This window comes from Thermalbibacter longus, from assembly GCF_023806485.1.
GTDB classification, from domain to species: domain Bacteria; phylum Chloroflexota; class Chloroflexia; order Thermomicrobiales; family Thermomicrobiaceae; genus Thermalbibacter; species Thermalbibacter longus.
Genome location: NZ_JAMSLR010000001.1, coordinates 150,085 through 167,796 on the forward strand (window position 1 = coordinate 150,085; position 17,712 = coordinate 167,796).

Here is a 17,712-nt window from a genome sequence, read left to right on the forward strand (position 1 = left end):
GATGCGTCGAGGTCTGCTTGTCAGCGTGTGCCTGGCTCTGCTCCTGGCTGCCTGCGGATCGGGCGAGGCCGTGACCGGCCCGGTATCGCAGCCGCCAACCGCAACTGCCGAGCGCCCGGCGGGGCTCTTCCTCACGCCTGCTCCGTCGATCCAGCCGGTCACCTTCCCCCGCGATGCTGGCCCGCACGACGTCCTCACCGAGTGGTGGTACTACACTGGGCATCTCATGACTGAGAGTGGGCGACGCTTCGGCTTCGAGTTCGTGATCTTCCAGGGACAGCGCTTCGGCTATCCCACTGCCTACGCTGCGCACTTCGCCGTGAGCGACATCGACCGCCAGATCTTTCGCTGGGCCGAGCGAACCGCTGTCCTGCCCAGGCCGGAGGGGATGCCGCCGCTTACCCTCCAGGTGGCCGAGTGGCGGCTCGACGTTGGGCTGGGCGAAGACCGCATCCAGGCGACCATGCCTGGCTATGCGCTCGAGCTCACGGTGCGCGATCGCAAACCGCCGGTGCTGCACGATGAAGACGGCTACTTTACCTGGGCACCCGAGACGGGCTCGTACTACTACTCCCGTACCCGGCTGGAGGCAACAGGCACGCTGGTCGTCGAGGGGCAGCCGCTGGAGGTGACCGGCCAGGCCTGGATGGATCACCAGTGGGGCAATTTCCTGCTGAGTGGCCGGGGCGGCTGGAACTGGTTCTCGCTCCAGCTCGACGACGGCCGCGATCTGATGCTCTGGAACACGCATAACGGCGGCGGGCAGGTCACGTTCGGCAGTGGCACGCTCGTGCAGGTGGACGGCACACCGGTCTACCTGAGCAGCGACGATTTCACGGTCACGCCCACGGGCCAGTGGACGAGCCCGCACAGTGGTGCCACTTACCCCTCGGGCTGGGTCGTCGATCTCCCGGCCGAGGGCCTGAAGCTCAGGGTGACCCCGCTCCTGCTCGACCAGGAGCTCCAGTCGCTCCAGTCGACCGGCGTAATCTACTGGGAGGGGGCGGTGGAGGCGGTGGGCACAGCCGCGGGCCAGCGGATCACCGGTCTGGGCTATGTGGAGCTCACCGGCTATGCGCCAGATCCTGGCGATTAGCCAGTCGTCAGGATCAACCTGTGCCTCCCCCGATTCCCTACCTCCCTCTTGACATCGACCGCGCGATTCACTAACCTTCTGTTTGACAACGGATTGCGACGATTCCCACGCTGGGTGTCCCGTCTCTGGTGACGGGAACGAAGGTTGCATACCCCTCCCCTCCTCACAGCCCTGGTCCCGTCGGCCATGCGCCGGCGGGGCCTCTTTCCGCCCGGCATACAGCTCCGGCTTCGGTCGATACCGGTCGGAGGGACCTGCCTCGGCGCGCCAGACAGCCCTGTGCTAAAGTTCCGCGGTGCAGTGGCGAGCGGTGAGGGAGGGAAGCGCGCCGTGGTGGAGCGGATGAAGGTCTCTTCGGGCACGGTCTGGGAGGAGCGCGTCGGCTACTCGCGCGCGGTGCGCGCCGGCGACCTAGTGTTCGTCTCAGGCACGACCGCCACCGACGACCAGGGCAATGTCGTCGGCCGGGGCGATCCGGAGGCGCAGGCCCGCTTCATTATCGAGAAGATCAAGCGAGCGCTCGAAGCCGCCGGAGCCTCGCTGTCCGATGTCGTGCGCACGCGCGTCTACGTCACCAATGCCGACGACTGGGAGGCAGTGGGCCGTGCCCACGCCGCGTACTTCGGCGAGACCCGGCCGGCCAACACCCTAGTCGAAGTCAGCAGGCTGGTGGGGCCAGATTACCTGGTCGAGATCGAAGCCGATGCGGTCATCGGTAGCGGTGGAGCGCGTGCGTGAGGTTCAGCGTCCGGCTGAACAACGACCTGCCGCTCCGCGAGTACGCGCGGCTGGCGCGTGCCGCAGAGGCTGCCGGCTTCGACCAGATCTGGGTCAGCCACGACCTCTTCCTGCGCAGCGCGCCGGTACTGCTGGCAACGATGCTCCAAGCTACGGAGCGGATCGCTGTCGGCAGCGGCGTGCTCAACCCCTACACGCTGCACCCGGCCGAGATCGCCATGCTGGCGGCGACGCTGGACGAGCTGAGCGGCGGCCGCTTCTTGCTCGGCCTGGCCGCGGGTGCCGCCAACTTCCTGGAGTGGATCGGCGTCCGCCAGGAGCGACCGCTTGGGACGACCCGGCAAGCCATCCGCGCGATCCGGGCTGTGCTTGCCGGAGAGCCCGTCCCCGGGTGGGGACCGGAGGCGTACCTGCGCTTCCCGGCCTGCCTGGTGCCGATCTACCTGGGTGCCATGAGCCCGGGCATGCTGCGGCTCGCTGGCGAGCTGGCCGACGGCGTCCTGCCGCTGCTCTTTCCGCCCGAGCACTTCGCAACTGTCGCCCCGCTGATCGCCGAGGGGGCGGCGCGGGCCGGCCGCTCGCTCGACGAGATCGACCTGGCTGCCTGCGTCTGGTGCTCGATCGCGGACGACCGCGATGAGGCCGAAGCCGTGCTGCGCGATAAGATCGCCTACTACGGCAGCGCCTTCAGCCCGTTGATCCTCGAGCGCTTCGGGCTGACACGAGCAGACTTCGAGGCAATCGATCGGGCGTTGCAAGTCGAGCGCGATCCGGCCAGAGCGAGACGCCTGGTCACTGAGTCGATGCTCCAGATCGGCCTAGTCGGCACGCCCGAAGCGATTCTTCCGCGCCTGGAGCGCCTGGTCGAGATGGGCGCCCGGCACCTCAGCTTCGGCCCGCCGCTCGGGCCCGATCCGGTCGCTGCCATCGAGCTGCTCGGCCGCGCGGTGCTGCCGCACTTCGGGCGCCGCTAGATCCCGATGGCCATCGCTGGGTAGTACGGGTTCGCGCCCCCGCGCAGCGTGCCGTCCGCTTCGACCAGGATGCCGACTGGGCTGGCGAAGGGCACGTTGCCGACGTCTTCGACGACCACCTGCAGACGGTGGCCGCGTGCGCGCAGCCCCTGGATGACCTCGGGATCGATCCGGCTGCTCACCTGAGCTGGCTGGACGCTACAGTCGATCCGCGGCGCGGTGATGGCCGCCTGGATCCCCATGCCGTGGTCGACCACGTTGGAGATGATCTGGGCCAGCGCGTTGATGATCTTCCGCCCGCCCATCGCGCCCAACGAGAGGTACACGCGCTCTCCCTCGAAGACGAGCGCGGGCGACATGTTGGCCAGCGGCCGCTTGCCCGGCTCGATCGAGTTGGCGCGGCCCGGCTCGGGGTCGAACCACATCATCCCGTTGTTCATCAGGATGCCGGTGCCGGGCGCTACCACCCGCGAGCCCCAGGCCGAGAGCAGCGTCTGGGTCAGCGAGACGGCGTTGCCCCAGCGGTCGACGACCGAGAGGTGCGTGGTGGAACCAGCGCCGTAGTTCGGCATCGAGCGGGCGTACCGCTGGCGGACACCCAGCCGCTCCGGGTCACCCGGCTCCACGGTCGGGCGTGCCCGCCCGCCGATCCGCGCGGCCTGCTCGCGGGCATAGGCCGGATCGATCAGCGCGCTGACCGGTACCTCGGCGAAGGCGGGATCGGCCAGATAGGCGAAGCGATCGACGAATGCCTGGCGGAATACCTCGATCAAGCGGTGCAACGTCTCGACGGTGTTGTGGCCGCTCGCCCGCAGGTCGAAATGCTCCATCAGGTGGAGGCACTCCAGCAGCGTGGGGCCGCCGGAGGGCGCTGGGGCAGCCGCAACCCGGTGGCCGCGGTAGCGTCCCCAGAGTGGCTCCGAGACGCGCACCTCGTAGGAGCGCAGATCGTCTTCGGTCAGGATCGCGCCCAGCTCGCGCAGTCTCTCGACCAGCGCCCGGCCGAGCTCGCCGCGGTAGAAGACATCCGGGCCGTGCTCGGCGATCGCCTCCAGCGAGCGCGCAAGGTCGGCCTGGACGAGCGTCGTCTGCTCCTGGCCGGTGAGGACGGGCCAGGGCAGGCCATCGCGGGTGAAGATCGCCCGGCTCGAGGGGTAGCGGTTGAGCAGTTCGAGATCCTGAGCGATCTCGAGGCTCGTGTGCCAGCTTACCGGGAACCCGTCGCGCGCGTAGCGGATCGCAGGCTGGATCAGCTCACGCAGCGGCATCGTACCGTAGCGCTCGGCGGCCAGCGCGAGCCCGGCCACCGTGCCCGGCACCGCGATCGAGAGCGGGCCGTGGATGTTGGCGTCGTCACGGACGGCCCGCCAGCCGAACATGCTCGGGCTGGTCGCGTCGAGCAGCTCGTACATGTCCGGTCGAGCGGCTCGAGGTGCCGCCATCGCGAAGTCGATGGCGACCGTCTGGCGGCGATCGGAGAGATAAATCAGCATCAGGCCACCGCCGCCGATCCCGTTCATGAACGGCTCGACGACACCCACCGTGAACGCGGTCACGACCGCGGCGTCGACGGCGTTGCCGCCCGCCTCCAGTACCTGCGCGCCGGCCTCGGCGGCGAGCTCGTGCTTGGCGGCTACCATTCCGCGCTCGCCGATGGCCTCCGTCCGGTCGAGCACCCATTCAGTCCGCCGCATGGCGTCCTTCCTCCCCTGCTCCGTTCAGGCCGCCGCGGTCTCGATCTTGAGCAGCCGCCGCGCGTTGCCGCTGAGGATCTTCTCCTTGACGGTTCGCTCGACCGGGAGCTCTTTGATGACCCGGACCGCCTTGAACAGGTCTCCGACCTGGTGGGGGTGATCGCTGCCCAGCAGCAGCCGGTCTTCACCGGCGAAGGCCAGGCCCAGTTTCAGGCAGTCGGGGTCGAAGAGCACGGTGTCGAGGTACATCTCGCGGAAATACTCTATCGGCGTACGCTGGAGCTTCCCCTTTAGTTCGGGATAGACCGCGTAGCCCCGCTGCACCCGCTCGGCCAGGTACGGCAGCACGCCGCCGAGGTGGGTCTGGATCAGCCTCAGGCCGGGGAAGCGGTCGAGCACGCCGCCGAGCACCATCCGAACCGCCACCATGGTCGTGTCGTAGGCGAAGCCGAGCAGCGCGACCAGCCGGTACTCGCTCAGGTACTCGGCGAAGGCCGGGGCCGTCGGATGGACGACGATCGGCGCGCCCAGCGCCTCGGCTGCCTCGTAGATGGGCCAGAACCTGGGGCGATCGACCGGCTCGCCGTTGACGTTGGAGAAGATCATCGCGCCGGCTAGCCCGAGCTGGCGTACAGCGCGCTCTAGTTCCTTCGCCGCCTCGTCGGGCGCCTGCAGCGGGAGCGTCGCGAAAAACCGGAATCGCTCGGGGTACTGGCGCTGCAACTCGGCGTACTCGTCGTTGACCAGCTTTGCCAGGGTAACACCGCGCTCGGGTCGCTCGACGTGCACCCCCGGCGTGGTGAGCGACATCACCGAGAGGTCGATCCCGGCAGCGTCCATATCGGCCAACCGCGCCTCGACCGAGTGGTGCGCCGGCGCTAGCACGTTGTAGTCGCCGGCGTAGTGGAGCACGAGTTGCCCCGCGTCGTCGACAGTGACCGAAGCGTGGTCGCTGTGGCGCCGGATCTCCGCCAGGTACCCCGAGGGGTAAAAGTGCGTGTGCACGTCGATGCGCACGGCCGTATTCCTCCTCCCTGTCCTCCCACTGGCCTGATACCCGGCGTAGCCTAGCATGAAGGGGCAACACGGGGAAGCGGCTAGTGGCTGGACGGCGCGATCTAGTCAGCGGTCGGCTTCGAGCAGCCGAATGCCGAGGAGCGATGCCCCGGCTCGGGCCCGATCGAGCGGACCGGTCGCGAGCATCCCGAGTGACCCGTCCGGGAGCCGGTAGATCTCCCCGATTCTCGCGAACCCGGCCTTGAGAATGCCTCGGGCGGAAGCGAGGTTCGGCGCGTCATGCCCGATCCAGAACCGGCTGGCTTCTCCCTCATGCTTCAAGATGGCCTGCAAGAGTCGTGGGTAGATGCCTCGACCGCGCCAATCGGGCAGCGTGACGAAGTCCCAGAGGTAACGGTTCCCTCGCGGTATCGAGAAAGAGATGTCCAGCGCGCCGATGGATGCATTCCTGGTGGCCACCCAGCCGTAGGCGACCGCCACGCCGTCCAGTCGTGCCAGGTAGGGCCGGTGCCCCGAGTCGACTCGGGACTGTATCTCGTGTGCCGGGAGATCGCTGAGCTCGGCGAGCAGGTCCAGGTCACGAGCGAGCTCGATCGCGAGGCCGGGCAGGGCCGTGAGCGTGGGGAGCGGGTCGCCTCGCCACCAGGTGTAGAGCGGCCCGGCCGGTTCTCCGGGCAGCGTACCCTCTGTCCGGAGGAGCGATTCGCTCATCGGGTGTCCAGCGCGCTGCCGGCGGGGGTTGGCTGGAGCGCATCACGGGGGCGCTCCGGCTCCTGGAGTGCTAGGTGGTCTCGGTAGATGCCCCGGTATTGCGGTGGCAGCAGCCGGGCGATCGCTAGCATGATCTCTTCCGCCACCTCGTCCAGCTCCCGGCGCCGGCCGGATTCATCGCGCGTCGCGATCTGGAACGGCTCGCCGATACGGACGGTCACTCGCGGCCAGCCCCGGCCGCGTACCCGGCCCTTGTAGCCGTTGAACGGTAGCACCTCAGTTCCGAAGATCGCGGTCGGGACGATCGGCACGCCCGCGCGCAGCGCCAGCAGCGCCACTCCGGGGTGCGGCGCCGTGAGGCCACCCGTGACGCTCCGTGTCCCTTCCGGGAAGATGCCGACCAGCATCCCCTCGGAGAGCAGTTTCTCGGCATGGCGCAGGGCTGATCGGTCGGGCTTGCCGCGATCCACCGGGAAAGCGCCCGACTGGCGGACGAACCAGCGGATCACCGGGATGCTGAACAGCTCCTTCTTCGCCATGAAGAGCACTGGTCGGGTATAGGCGGCGATGATCAACACCGGGTCAGCATTGTGCAGGTGGTTGGCGACCACCAGTGCTGGCCCGACAGGCGGTACGTGCTCGAGCCCTTCGATCCGAAAGCGGATCAGCAGCCGAAGGGTCGGCACGACGAAGACGCGCGCGGTCTTGAAGATCAGCGTCTTCAAGCGCCGACGCGGTGAGAGTCGCCATGCCTCTGGAATGTCAGCCGTGCTGCGCACAAGCGCACCGTTCCTCGATCACCTTGATCACCAGCCTGACGACGTCTTCGATGCTTCGCCCGTCAGTGTCGATCACCACCGCGTCCTCGGCCGGTCGCATGGGAGCCACTGCCCGCTCAGCATCGCGCCGATCCCGCTCAGCGAGCTCGGCCTTGACGTCCTCCAACGAGACGACGACGCCGCGCGCGGCCAGGTCTCGCTGCCGCCGGCGCGCGCGCTCCTCGAGGCTCGCGTCGAGCCACACCTTCACCGGCGCGTCAGGCATGACAACCGTGCCGATATCGCGTCCCGCCATCACCACTCGGCCTGATCGCCCGATCTCGCGCTGGAGCCCGAGCAGCGCCGAGCGCACCTCCCGGTGGGCGGCTACCTGCGAGGCCGCCCGGTCGATCTCCGGCGTCCGGATGGCCCAGGTGACGTCGCGACCATCCAGCCAGACATCGTAGAGCCGGCCGTCCTGCTTCGACGGCGGCGCCACCCGGATGCGCAGCTCCCGCGCCAGCTTTCCCAGCGCATCCTCGTCGTCGAGCGCGACGCCGTTCTCCAGCGCGACCAGCGCCAAGGCGCGGTACACAATTCCGGTGTCGAAGTAGAGCCCGCCGATCCGGCGGGCCACCTCAGCCGCGACGGTGCTCTTGCCGGCCCCGCCCGGCCCGTCGATCGCGACGACGATCTGGGAGTCGCGACAGTGATCGAGCTCCACGTCCTGCTCCGTCGAAGTTGCGGCGGGGCCTTCCGCTCGGTGGCCGGCCGCCGCCTCGGCTTACTGGCCGGTCTCGCCCCTCGCGGCCCGGCCTCGGGGATCCTGCTGCTGGCGGCGTCAAACCCACGGCGCGGAAAAGGTCCTCCAGTTCGCGCCTCGTCAGGTCGCGCCAGGCTCCCGGCTTCAGTCCGTCCAGCCGAAGCGGCCCGACCCGCGTGCGCACCAGCCGGAGCACAGGATACCCCACCCGCTCGAACATCCGACGCACGATGCGGTTTCGACCTTCGTGGATCACCACCCGGAAGACGGTGCCGGCCTCCTCGGTGCGGATCGGCTCGATCGAACGCACCGCGACCGGACGCCCGCCGACGGTCACGCCCCGCCGGAGTTGCTCGATCACGCTCGGCGGTGGGAAGCCGTCGACGAGCACCTCGTACTCCTTCTCGAGCTCGTAGCGCGGGTGGGTGATGCGGTAGATCAGGTCTCCGTCGTTGCTGAGCAAGAGGAGGCCGGAGCTGTCGCGATCGAGCCGGCCAGCCGGGACGACTCGCTCCGGTACCTCGACCAGGTCGAGCACCGTCCGCCGGCCTCGCTCGTCGCTAGCGGTCGTGATGTAGCCGACCGGTTTGTGGAGGATGAGGTAGCGCCGCCGCTCCGGTCGCAGAGGCCGGCCGTCGACCCTGATGTCCTGTCGCTCCGGATCGACGCGCACGCCCATCTCGCGGACCACTGTCCCGTCCACCGAGACCCGGCCCGCTCGAATCAGCTCTTCCGCTTTGCGGCGCGATGCCACGCCGTGCTCGGCGAGGACGCGCTGCAGCCGGCGCTCCATCGCGTGCGCTCCTACCATCAGGACCTGCAGCCCCTACGATACCGGCGCGAACCGATCGGCCGCGTACAGCGGCAGACTCAGCACTTCCTGGCCTCTCACCAGCAATACTACTGTACCCTGCTGCCACTGCGCACGGCCGGTGCTTGAGGGTAGGGCTTCGAGACGCACCTCAAGCGTCGCCGCGTCCTCGCGGGTGAGCAGCAAGGTGCGACTCGTCGCGAGCGTGAGGCCCCGCTCCCGCAGGGCGGCGTCCAGCGGCGCGAAGCCGCCGTCTGGTGCCACCCGGACCCAAGCCAGGTGCCGGTCGAGCCAGTCGAGCAGCGCCTGCGTATCGGCGTACCGGTCCTGGCTCCCGAGCACGACGGTGACGACGCGCGCGTCCCCGCGCCAGACGGCGGCGACGAGGCACTGGCCGGCCGCCGGCGTCGTCCCGGTCTTCACCCCGTGCACGCCCGGCAGCCCGAGCCACTGGTTCGTGCTGTACAGCGTGACCTCGCGAGGATTCGGCCCCTCGACCCGCACGGTGGCCGTCGGGAACGAGACGATCCGCTCGAGAACCGGCTCCTGGAACAGCGCTTCGGTCGCGATCGCCAGGTCGCGCGCCGTCACGACCTGCCCCGGCATGTCGCGCCCATCGGGGGCGACGAACCAGGAGCGGCGCATGCCCAGCTTGCGTGCCAGGCGGTTCATCTCGGCCACGAACCGCTGGTGGGCAGCCGCGTCCGTCGGGGCTCCCAGTCGCTGGCCGGCCGCCCGCGCCAGCGCGTTCGCCGCGTCGCCGGCCGAGGCGACCAGCAGCCCGGTCAACAAACCCTCGACCGTGAGCCGGTCGCCGGCAGCGAGCCCCATGTTGGCATAGACGGCTGGGTCGACCAGGTCTCCCGGCTGAATTTCGACGACCTCGTCGAGGTCGAGCGTGCCCGCGACGACTAGCGCGGTAACGATCTTGGCCGTGCTCGCCGGGGGAAGCGGTGCGTCCGGGTTATCCGCATAGAGCAGTGCCTGGTTCGTCAGGTCGACCGCGATGGCGGCCCTCGCCGTGAGCTGCGGTGGATCGAGGGCCGTGACGACGTGTCGCCATGAGCCTCCCGCCTCCGAGGAAGACCACACCTCGATCCGGCTAGGAGCGGGTACTCCTGGGATGGCCGGCTGCGGACGCGCACGCTGTAGCTGGAGCACGCGCGGCCCCGACGCGGTGAGGCTTAGGGCGGTGCGGCCGGCCAGACTGAACGAAGATGCTGCGCGGCCTGCCGGTAATGGGCCGAGGGCGAGGATGACCGACAGCAGTACGAGCGGCACGAGCGCGAGCCAGCGCCTGCCTCTCTGGTGTCGTTGAGCTCTTTCGCGCTGCTGGCCGGAGTCCCCCACCATGGTGTACCCTGCACCTGCTGGCCACCTGGAAGCGATTGTACCGGCCGGGTGGGGCACGGTCTGAGGGGCAGCGCACGGAGAGGGTGGGCGCGCGGTGGGAAGCGTCGACGCTGAGCGCGGGCTGATTCGCCAGGTTGTGCGTGATCTTCCGGGTTACCAGCCGGTCGACAGCCTGGAGGCGGTGGCGCGGGAGACCGGCCACACCGTGCACGCGCTGATCAAGCTCGACGCCAACGAGAACCTGTACGGCCCCTCGCCACGCGTGCTCGAGGCTCTGACCCGCCCCGACGACTATCACCTCTACCCCGATGCTTCCCAACAGGCCGCCCGCCAGGCGCTGGCGGGCTACACCGGGGCCGATCCGGATCGCATCATCGTCGGCAACGGCTCGGACGAGTTGATCGATCTGCTGTTGCTCGCCACCGTCGAGCCCGGCGACGAGGTGATCGTCCCGGTACCGACATTCGGCGTCTACCTCGATCGTCCGCCCCTCTTCGGCGCCACAGTCCGGGTAGTCCCGCGACGAGACGATTTCGACCTCGATCTCGATCAGATCGAGGCAGCGATCGGTGAGCGGACGAAGCTAGTCTTCGTCGCCTCGCCGAATAACCCCACCGGGAACCTGGTGAGCGCCCAGCAGCTCGTGCGCTTGCTCCGTACCGGCGTGCTCGTCGTGCTGGACGAGGCGTACTTCGAGTTCGCGGGTCGCACCCTGCTGCCGCTGTCCCGGGAGTTCGAGAACCTGGTCGTGCTCCGGACGTTCAGCAAGTGGGCTGGGCTAGCCGGCCTCCGTATCGGCTACGGCATCTTTCCGCCAGCGCTCGCGGAGGCCATCTGGCGTGTCAAGCAGCCCTTCAACGTGAACACTCTCGCACTGCGCGCCGTCGAGGCGGCACTCGCCGACCTCTCGGTGCAGATGCAGAAGGTGATCCGGATCCGCCTGGAGCGGGGCCGGCTGTTTCGGGGGCTGCGCCGGCTCGACCTGCTGCAGCCGTACCCATCGCGCGGCAACTTCATCCTGTGTCGAGTCGCTCGCGGCGATGCCCACGACCTGCACCGGCGCTTGCTCGCGCGCGGGATCCTGGTCCGCAAGTACGACGATCCGCTGCTGCGCCAGCACCTGCGCATCACGGTCGGGCTGCCCGAGCACACCGATCGCGTGCTCCAGGCCCTGCGCGAGATCGCGGACGAGGTGGCGTGATGAGCGCGCCGCGCCAGGCTCACATCCAGCGGGAGACCGGCGAGACCTCGGTGACGGTGTCGCTCGTGCTCGACGGCTCAGGCCAGGCGGAGATCGACACCGGTATCGGCGCGCTCGACCATGTTCTGGCGCTGTTCGCCCGCCACGGGCTCTTCGACCTGGTCGTGCGGGCACGGGGCGACCTGCACATCGACCCGCATCACACCACCGAGGACGTCGCGATTTGCCTCGGTCAGGCGCTGCGCGAGGCGCTCGGCGAGCGCCGGGGCATCCGGCGGATGGCCGACGTGGCCGTGGCCATGGACGAGTCGCTGGCTCACGTGGCGGTCGACCTCGGGGGGCGCGGGTACTACGTCCAGCGCGAGCCGTTCGTGCCGCAGCCGTTCGGCCAACTCGACACCGACCTGGTGCGTCACTTCCTCGAGACCCTCGCGCACGAGGCGCGGATGAACCTCCACCTGGTGACGCTCTACGGCAGCAACGCTCACCACCAGGTCGAGGCGGTCTTCAAGGCGCTGGGCCGCGCGCTCGACGCCGCGACACAGATCGACCCGCGCCTGGGCCAACAGTTGCCGACCACTAAGGGCTACATCGAGACCGGCTAGGGCTGCGCGGCCACGTCGCGGACGCACCTGCCCGGAAATGGAGCGGCTTTCCCGTCGCTCCACGGGCCGGCGCGCTGATCTGCAGCTATTCGATCCCGAGGGCGCTCCGCTGGATGGCCATCAACTCGCCGATTCCTCGCTCGGCCAGGTCGAGCAGCTCATCCAGCCGGCTTCGCCCGAACGGCGTGGTCTCGGCGGTTCCCTGGATCTCGACCAGTTCCCCGCGGTCGGTCATGACCACGTTCATGTCGACCTCCGCCGCGCTGTCCTCCTCGTACTGGAGGTCGAGCCTGGCCTCGCTGGCCACCACCCCGACGCTCACCGCCGCCACCTGGCGGACGATGGGCAGACGCGGCAGTATCCCCTCAGCCACTAGCCCCTGCAGGGCTTGATACAGGGCCACCCAGCCGCCGGTAATCGCCGCCGTGCGGGTGCCGCCGTCAGCGCGGAGCACGTCGCAGTCGATGATGATCATGCGCTCCCCGAGCGCCTCGAGGTCCACTGCGGCCCGCAACGAGCGGCCGATCAGGCGCTGGATCTCGGCCGTCCGGCCGCCGGGCCCGGATCGCTCCCGAGGTATGCGCTCCCGGCTACTGCGCGGCAGCATCCCGTACTCCGCTGTCACCCATCCCCGACCGCTGCCGAGCAGGAAGTTCGGCACACGCTGCTCCAGAGTGGCCGCGCAGATGACATGGGTATCCCCGAGCGCGATGAACGCTGATCCCTCGGCGTAAGGCAAATAGCCTGGGATGATCTGGATTGGCCTGAGCTCATCGTTGCGGCGGTCGTTCGGACGACTCCGCTGCTGGGTCTGTGTCATGCCGCTCCCCTCGTGCCTGCGCACGACGCCGCGCGATCGCCTCGATCCGCTGTGCCAGCTCGCGCTCGAATCCGCGCCCAGTCGGGCGGTAATATCGCCGGCCGGCCAGTCGCTCTGGGAGATACTGCTGCGTGCCGATGGCGCCCGGCTCGTCGTGCGCGTAGCGGTAGCCGCGCCCGTAGCCGAGCTCGCGCATCAGCCTGGTCGGCGCGTTGCGCAGGTGGAGGGGAACCGGGTCGTTGCGCGTCTCGGCCACGTCGCGCTGCGCGGCGCCATAGGCCTGGTAGAGCGCATTGCTCTTCGGTGCCAGCGCCAGGTAGACGGCGGCCTCCGCCAGCGCCAGCGCGCCTTCCGGCATGCCGATGAAGTGGACTGCCTGCTGGGCCGCCATCGCCACCACCAGCGCCTGCGGGTCGGCCAGGCCGATATCCTCCGAGGCGGCCCGCACCAGTCGGCGTGCGACGTAGAGCGGGTCGTCGCCCCGCTCCAGCATCCGCGCAAGCCAGTAGAGCGCGGCGTCCGGATCCGAGCCGCGAATCGACTTGTGAAGCGCCGAGATCGTGTCGTAATGCGCGTCGCCGACGCGGTCGTAGACGGCCATGCGCTGCATGGCAGCCTCGCGGACGAGCTGCTCGGTGATGATGCCGTCGCGCGCGCCGACTGCCGCCAGCTCCAGCGTGTTCAGGGCAAAACGCGCGTCGCCGTTGGCGAGGTTGACCAGGAGATCGAGAGCGGCTGGTTCGATCGTTAGTCCCTGACCGCCGAGCCCGCGCTCGGCGTCGTCCAGTGCCCGCTCGACGATGGCGTGGATCGCCTCGTCGTCGAGTGCCTCCAGGACGACTACGCGCGAGCGCGAGAGCAGCGGCGAGTTGACCTCGAACGATGGGTTCTCGGTGGTGGCGCCGATCAGGATGATCGTCCCGTCTTCCACGTACGGCAAGATGGCGTCCTGCTGGGCCTTGTTGAAGCGGTGGATCTCGTCGATGAAGAGGATGGTGCGCTGCCCGTGCATGCCCAGCCGCTCGGCTGCCTGCTGCACCTCGCGCCGCAGGTCGGCGACACCGGCGGTGACGGCCGAGAGCTGGACGAAGTGAGCCCGCGTCACGCTGGCGATGAGGCGCGCTAGCGTCGTCTTGCCGCTGCCCGGTGGGCCCCAGAGAATGAGCGAGCTGAGCTGATCCTGCTCGATGGCACGGCGGAGCAGGGTACCGGGACCGACGACCCGCTCCTGCCCGACCAGCTCGTCGAGCGTCCGGGGGCGCATCCGGTCGGCCAGCGGTGCCCGGCGCTTGAGCTGCTCACGGCGGTGGGCCTCAAACAGGTCCATTCCCGATGTCCTGTTCACCACTCATCTGGTCGACGAGCCTGTGCAGATCCGCGATCCGAGCGTCCAGCTCTTCGATGGAGCGGATGCCGAGTTCGAGCAGGTCCTCCCGGAGCTCTTCCAGTCGATCCAGCTCCAGCAGCAGCTCGTGCAGCGAGCGCTCGTCATCGCGCATACGTCACCTGCGCTATCGCAACGTTTCCCAGACCAGCACGCCGAACGCGAGCGCGGCCACCGCTCCGTACTCCGCCACATCCCGGATCGTGGCGCCGCGCTGCATCTGGATCAGGATCACCCCGGCAAGCAGGTAGAAGAAGACGAGCAACACCGCGCCGCCCAGCCAGCCGGTGGCGCGCCAGTAGTTGAGTGCCCAGGTAACTTCCCCGAGTACCAGCCCGCCGACGACCGCGTACAGCACCCGCCGGTCGAGCGGGATATCTTCAGCCTCCGAGAGCTGGAGAAGGAGGAGCCCTGCCAGGAGCAGCACTGCTGTCCCGGAGTAAAGACTGCGCAGCTTGTTGATGTAGATCATGGACAGCGTGACGAGCGCCACCCCATGCACGACCAGCGTGTGGACGATTCGAGCGTAGCTGCGGGCTTGCTCATCGGCATCGTACAGGTGGTGCCGTGCTCCCATCCCGGCCACGAGCGCGAGGAACGAGCCGAGCGCGATCGCGACGATGGCAGTAAACGTGTGGTAGACGCTCAGCAACAGGACAGCTCCGGTGAAGGTCGTGAACGGGAGGATCCAGGCCAGCGGTACATCGGGCACGGGGTCGTAGCGCACGCCCCGAGCCGCGGCGGTAACCCTGGCGTAGAGCATCGTGCGGTCGGCGAGCTGGTACGTCACGCCACAGACTACGGCCAGCGCCAGCCCGACGAGCCAGTAGCTCCGGCCTCCTGGATCGATGATCGGGACGCTGCCGAGCGGTGGATCGGCTCGCTGGGCTAGGAGGCCGAGGGTGGCGAGCATGACGCCGCTGGCCAACCCGAGCAGGGTAAGCCGCAGCAGGACCGCTCGATGCACGTTCGGGAGCACGACTGTCTCCTCCGCTTGCCTCCACTCTCACCAGCAATCGTAACCGGTCGCTCGACCCGCGGCCAGAGAGACCCAGTCTCCACTGGCCTGTGCCCGGCCTTGACGCCTGGGTTACACTATGCACACGCAGTGCTTCTCGACGATTCGACGGGTACCGCGAGGGTCTCGAGCGGCTACCGGCGGCCACAAGGTCTCTCACGATAGCGAGGTCGCGAACGCTGATCCAGAGCCACGCGACCGATCGAGGCCACGAGCATGCCCGCTGGTGCGGACCCAAGGACTGCGCACAAGGGTTCGGTTTTGTGCTCTATGCGGAGAGAGGAGAGCGACATGGCGAACCGACGCTGGTCGACCTGGGACCTGATCTACTTGGCGCTCTTGATCGTCGCAATTCCAGCAGGGATCTTTCACCTGGTTCAAGGGCGCTATGCGCAGGCCCTCATGGCTGCGGCTGCAGTTATCGTCGGTATCGTGGTGCTGGTGACCGGATGGCTGCGGCCGGTCGAAGCAGCGGTCACGGCTGCGGTCGAGCGCGCTGCAGCACCGGTGTCGCGTCGCCCTGCCCGAGAGCCGGAGCGACTTCCTTCAGGCCGGCTCCGTGATTGGCTGCCGCTGGGTCTTCTGGCCGGCTTCGCAGCCACCGGTGCGGCGACCACAGTTCTGATCGGGGCCTGGGGCCTGGTGGTCCGTCCTCTCGCCGGGATATTGCCCGCTGGCTCCACACTCCAGCGCTGGTTCGACGGATTGGCCAACAACACACTTACCGAAACCGCGGCTGTCAACTTGCCGCTGGCACTGCTGGTGCACTTCGCCGCGGGTATCGCCTGGGCGATACTCTACGCTCTGTTCGTCGAGCCCAGGCTGAGCGGTCCGGGATGGCGTCGTGGTCTGATCTTCTCCTTCGTGCCCTGGCTGGCCTCGCTCATCGTCTTCTTCCCACTGGTCGATGCCGGATTCTTCGGGCTGAACCTGGGCGCCGGACCGCTCCCGATCATCGGCAACCTGATCCTCCACCTGGTCTACGGAGCGGTGCTGGGCGAGACGTACGTTGTCCAGCAGACGCTGACCGAGACCGGCATCGGCCCTGGCCGGGAGGAGTGGATCCTCTCGCACGCCGAGCGGCTGATGGCCTGGGCAATCATTCCCGGGTTCGTCCTCGGGGCCTTGCTGGCGCTGGTCGGGCGCCCGTTGATCGCGGAGACCGCAAGCACTGTGCTGGTCGCAATACTCGGCGGATTGCTCGGGAGTGCCGTCGGCTTGCTCATCGGGTCGTACGCCGGTCTCAGCCCGGCGCAGGAGAGCAAGCCGTCCGAGCGCACTCCGTGACCTGCCAGCGTCGTCCAGCCTCGTAGCCCTGTGCCGCCCCACGGGGAAGCGGTGTGGCAGTTGTTCGCGGTCCCACCGGGCCGTCCTGGAGGACTACCCCGCCGAGCCGGTCGAAACGAGTCTCTCTACCTCTACCTTTTCGTTAGACTGCTCCTGGGCCCCCGCGTTACCGGCAATGGGCGAGCGGGGTGCTCCGGCCGGGAGCAAGGAGAGCAGGGCAACGCTCGCGGGCACTCCCGTTTGGACCTCTGGCGGCTGAAGCCTGACCGTCCCTTCGGCTGCGGCGCGCAGCAGAGCCCGCAGCTCCTCCGCCGAGCGTGCCCAGTGGGCCGCGCCGGCACGCGCCATCGTCTCCGCGTTGAGCCGCCCGTGGCCGGCGATCGGGCGATAGAGCACGATCGGCAATCGCGCGGTCACGGCCTCGAGACAGGTCAGGCCGCCCGCGCTCTGCACTAGGCAGTCCGCTGCCGCCATATACCAGGGTAGCTCGTCGGTCCACCCGAGGACACGGACGGTATCGATCCCGGCGAACCGGAGCGCCAGCCGGGAGGCGAGCGCTGCGTTCCGGCCACAGACGATCACGGTATAGACGCCGCTGGCGGCCACGTCTACCGCGATCTCCTCCAAATCGCCGATACCCCAGGCGCCACCCACGACAAGCGCGATGAAGTCGCGACGGGGCAGGTCCAGGCGCGCGCGGGCAGCTTCGCGGTCTCGCAGCACGCGGTAGGCCGGGTTCACCGGAGGCTGCATGATCTCGACCCGGCCATCGGCGTCGACGACCTGCCGCGCTGACTCTCCCGAGACGACGAGATGCAAGTCCACGCCAGGGGCCGTCCACAGCCGGTGCACCCCATAATCGGTCACCACCGCGGCGCATGGACACTGCACTCGGCCCTGCGCGCGGAGCCGACCGAGGACGGCCGTCATGAGCGGGTAGGTAGAGACAATCAGGTCTGGCCTGACGATCCCGATCAGGTCGAGCAGCCGCTCGCTCCACAGGGCGGCACACAGCCAGCGCACGGCGTGGGCGACCCGGCGCCCGTTCGAGAGCCGGATTTGCCAGTCGTAGAGCCAGGGGATCCGCTGGAGCTGCCAGGGGTACGCCCACTGGAAATACCGATTCACTCGGGGACTCGCCAGCGCCAGACCGTCGACGATGCACGCGCGGTGACCGGCCTGGAGCAGGTCGTTCTGGATCACGGCAGCCGCGGCGTTATGCCCACCGCCGACCGATGCCGAGAGGATCAGCACGCGCCAGCTCTCGCTCGGAAGCGGCCTGTGCGAGTGCGGGTGTTCCGGGATTCTCAATCGTCGCCGTCTCCGGCGGCGAACCAGGCTGATCGAGAGGAGCCCGATCATCCCCACGGTGGTCCAGCGTGGCACTCATCCCCCTTCCCCACCAGACCCTGGCGGCGCGCTCTAGGTGATCACCCAGGTCGCCGCGAGCAATTTCACCGAATCCTAGCGACGGCGACAACG

General features: G+C 68.7%; 18 protein-coding genes. 6 read left to right on the plus strand and 12 right to left on the minus strand.

Going from position 1 to position 17,712, the window contains the following annotated elements:
- The first annotated feature begins 1 nt into the window (after position 1).
- From NET02_RS00670 to NET02_RS00680, 3 genes are all read left to right on the plus strand, one after another.
- Positions 2–1,096: a lipocalin-like domain-containing protein gene (locus tag NET02_RS00670; protein WP_284055437.1), complete on the plus strand. Its 1,095-nt coding sequence runs from the start codon at positions 2–4 to the stop codon at positions 1,094–1,096.
- Positions 1,097–1,429: 333 nt separating this feature from the next.
- Complete coding sequence (locus tag NET02_RS00675) at positions 1,430–1,834, plus strand: RidA family protein (protein ID WP_347710990.1); 405 nt, start codon at positions 1,430–1,432, stop codon at positions 1,832–1,834.
- Positions 1,831–2,808: an LLM class flavin-dependent oxidoreductase gene (locus tag NET02_RS00680; protein WP_284055439.1), complete on the plus strand. Its 978-nt coding sequence runs from the start codon at positions 1,831–1,833 to the stop codon at positions 2,806–2,808. The genes NET02_RS00675 and NET02_RS00680 overlap by 4 nt, the downstream gene beginning before the upstream one ends.
- Here the strand turns inward: NET02_RS00680 and ggt are convergent.
- The 7 genes from ggt to NET02_RS00715 all read right to left on the minus strand — a co-directional run bounded on the left by ggt (position 2,805) and on the right by NET02_RS00715 (position 9,654).
- Positions 2,805–4,502 (minus strand): gamma-glutamyltransferase, encoded by a 1,698-nt coding sequence (ggt, locus tag NET02_RS00685; protein WP_284055440.1) that lies wholly within the window; start codon positions 4,500–4,502, stop codon positions 2,805–2,807. The two genes, NET02_RS00680 and ggt, sit on opposite strands and share 4 nt — an antisense overlap.
- Positions 4,503–4,526: 24 nt before the next feature.
- Positions 4,527–5,519 carry an amidohydrolase family protein gene (locus NET02_RS00690; protein WP_284055441.1) on the minus strand — a complete coding sequence of 331 codons (993 nt, stop codon included), beginning with the start codon at positions 5,517–5,519 and terminating at the stop codon, positions 4,527–4,529.
- Positions 5,520–5,624: 105 nt separating this feature from the next.
- The gene (locus NET02_RS00695) at positions 5,625–6,230 is read right to left on the minus strand and encodes a GNAT family N-acetyltransferase (protein WP_284055442.1); all 606 of its coding nucleotides are present in this window, start codon (positions 6,228–6,230) and stop codon (positions 5,625–5,627) included.
- Positions 6,227–7,009 carry a lysophospholipid acyltransferase family protein gene (locus NET02_RS00700; RefSeq protein WP_284055443.1) on the minus strand — a complete coding sequence of 261 codons (783 nt, stop codon included), beginning with the start codon at positions 7,007–7,009 and terminating at the stop codon, positions 6,227–6,229. Before NET02_RS00700 ends, NET02_RS00695 begins: the two co-directional genes overlap by 4 nt.
- The gene (gene cmk, locus NET02_RS00705; protein WP_284055444.1) at positions 6,993–7,712 is read right to left on the minus strand and encodes a (d)CMP kinase; all 720 of its coding nucleotides are present in this window, start codon (positions 7,710–7,712) and stop codon (positions 6,993–6,995) included. The genes NET02_RS00700 and cmk overlap by 17 nt, the downstream gene beginning before the upstream one ends.
- Positions 7,627–8,544 (minus strand): pseudouridine synthase, encoded by a 918-nt coding sequence (locus NET02_RS00710; RefSeq protein ID WP_284055445.1) that lies wholly within the window; start codon positions 8,542–8,544, stop codon positions 7,627–7,629. Before NET02_RS00710 ends, cmk begins: the two co-directional genes overlap by 86 nt.
- Positions 8,545–8,577: 33 nt before the next feature.
- Positions 8,578–9,654, minus strand: a complete 1,077-nt coding sequence (locus tag NET02_RS00715; protein ID WP_284055446.1) for a D-alanyl-D-alanine carboxypeptidase family protein — start codon at positions 9,652–9,654, stop codon at positions 8,578–8,580.
- Positions 9,655–10,009: 355 nt separating this feature from the next.
- Between NET02_RS00715 and hisC the strand changes: the two genes are divergently transcribed.
- Both hisC and hisB read left to right on the plus strand, forming a co-directional pair.
- Positions 10,010–11,116 carry a histidinol-phosphate transaminase gene (hisC, locus tag NET02_RS00720; RefSeq protein WP_284055447.1) on the plus strand — a complete coding sequence of 369 codons (1,107 nt, stop codon included), beginning with the start codon at positions 10,010–10,012 and terminating at the stop codon, positions 11,114–11,116.
- Positions 11,116–11,721, plus strand: a complete 606-nt coding sequence (hisB, locus tag NET02_RS00725) for an imidazoleglycerol-phosphate dehydratase HisB (RefSeq protein WP_284055448.1) — start codon at positions 11,116–11,118, stop codon at positions 11,719–11,721. The genes hisC and hisB overlap by 1 nt, the downstream gene beginning before the upstream one ends.
- 85 nt (positions 11,722–11,806) lie before the next feature.
- On the opposite strand, the gene rph is transcribed toward hisB, so the two are convergent.
- From rph to NET02_RS00745, 4 genes are read right to left on the minus strand one after another with little or no spacing between them, the layout of a single operon-like run.
- Positions 11,807–12,541, minus strand: coding sequence for a ribonuclease PH (rph, locus tag NET02_RS00730; protein WP_284055449.1), 735 nt, complete (start codon positions 12,539–12,541; stop codon positions 11,807–11,809).
- Positions 12,492–13,868 carry a replication-associated recombination protein A gene (locus tag NET02_RS00735; protein WP_284055450.1) on the minus strand — a complete coding sequence of 459 codons (1,377 nt, stop codon included), beginning with the start codon at positions 13,866–13,868 and terminating at the stop codon, positions 12,492–12,494. The genes rph and NET02_RS00735 overlap by 50 nt, the downstream gene beginning before the upstream one ends.
- Positions 13,855–14,040 (minus strand): hypothetical protein, encoded by a 186-nt coding sequence (locus tag NET02_RS00740; RefSeq protein ID WP_284055451.1) that lies wholly within the window; start codon positions 14,038–14,040, stop codon positions 13,855–13,857. The genes NET02_RS00735 and NET02_RS00740 overlap by 14 nt, the downstream gene beginning before the upstream one ends.
- A gap of 12 nt (positions 14,041–14,052) precedes the next feature.
- A complete protein-coding gene (locus NET02_RS00745; protein WP_284055452.1) occupies positions 14,053–14,904 on the minus strand; it encodes a DUF5656 family protein in 852 nt (283 codons plus the stop codon).
- Positions 14,905–15,234: 330 nt separating this feature from the next.
- Between NET02_RS00745 and NET02_RS00750 the strand changes: the two genes are divergently transcribed.
- Positions 15,235–16,230: a DUF6789 family protein gene (locus NET02_RS00750; RefSeq protein WP_284055453.1), complete on the plus strand. Its 996-nt coding sequence runs from the start codon at positions 15,235–15,237 to the stop codon at positions 16,228–16,230.
- Positions 16,231–16,323: 93 nt separating this feature from the next.
- Here NET02_RS00750 and NET02_RS00755 read toward each other — a convergent pair whose 3' ends face one another.
- Complete coding sequence (locus NET02_RS00755; RefSeq protein WP_284055454.1) at positions 16,324–17,616, minus strand: MGDG synthase family glycosyltransferase; 1,293 nt, start codon at positions 17,614–17,616, stop codon at positions 16,324–16,326.
- Between the last annotated feature and the right edge of the window lie 96 nt (positions 17,617–17,712).

What these genes read in the sequence shown, in the direction of transcription:
- NET02_RS00735 (WP_284055450.1), bottom strand. Translation starts at nt 13,868, where the DNA reads ATGGACCTGTTTGAGGCCCACCGCCGTGAGCAGCTCAAGCGCCGGGCA.
- NET02_RS00670 (WP_284055437.1), top strand. Translation starts at nt 2, where the DNA reads ATGCGTCGAGGTCTGCTTGTCAGCGTGTGCCTGGCTCTGCTCCTGGCT.
- NET02_RS00695 (WP_284055442.1), bottom strand. Translation starts at nt 6,230, where the DNA reads ATGAGCGAATCGCTCCTCCGGACAGAGGGTACGCTGCCCGGAGAACCG.
- NET02_RS00710 (WP_284055445.1), bottom strand. Translation starts at nt 8,544, where the DNA reads ATGGAGCGCCGGCTGCAGCGCGTCCTCGCCGAGCACGGCGTGGCATCG.
- rph (WP_284055449.1), bottom strand. Translation starts at nt 12,541, where the DNA reads ATGACACAGACCCAGCAGCGGAGTCGTCCGAACGACCGCCGCAACGAT.
- hisB (WP_284055448.1), top strand. Translation starts at nt 11,116, where the DNA reads ATGAGCGCGCCGCGCCAGGCTCACATCCAGCGGGAGACCGGCGAGACC.
- ggt (WP_284055440.1), bottom strand. Translation starts at nt 4,502, where the DNA reads ATGCGGCGGACTGAATGGGTGCTCGACCGGACGGAGGCCATCGGCGAG.
- NET02_RS00740 (WP_284055451.1), bottom strand. Translation starts at nt 14,040, where the DNA reads ATGCGCGATGACGAGCGCTCGCTGCACGAGCTGCTGCTGGAGCTGGAT.
- NET02_RS00750 (WP_284055453.1), top strand. Translation starts at nt 15,235, where the DNA reads ATGGCGAACCGACGCTGGTCGACCTGGGACCTGATCTACTTGGCGCTC.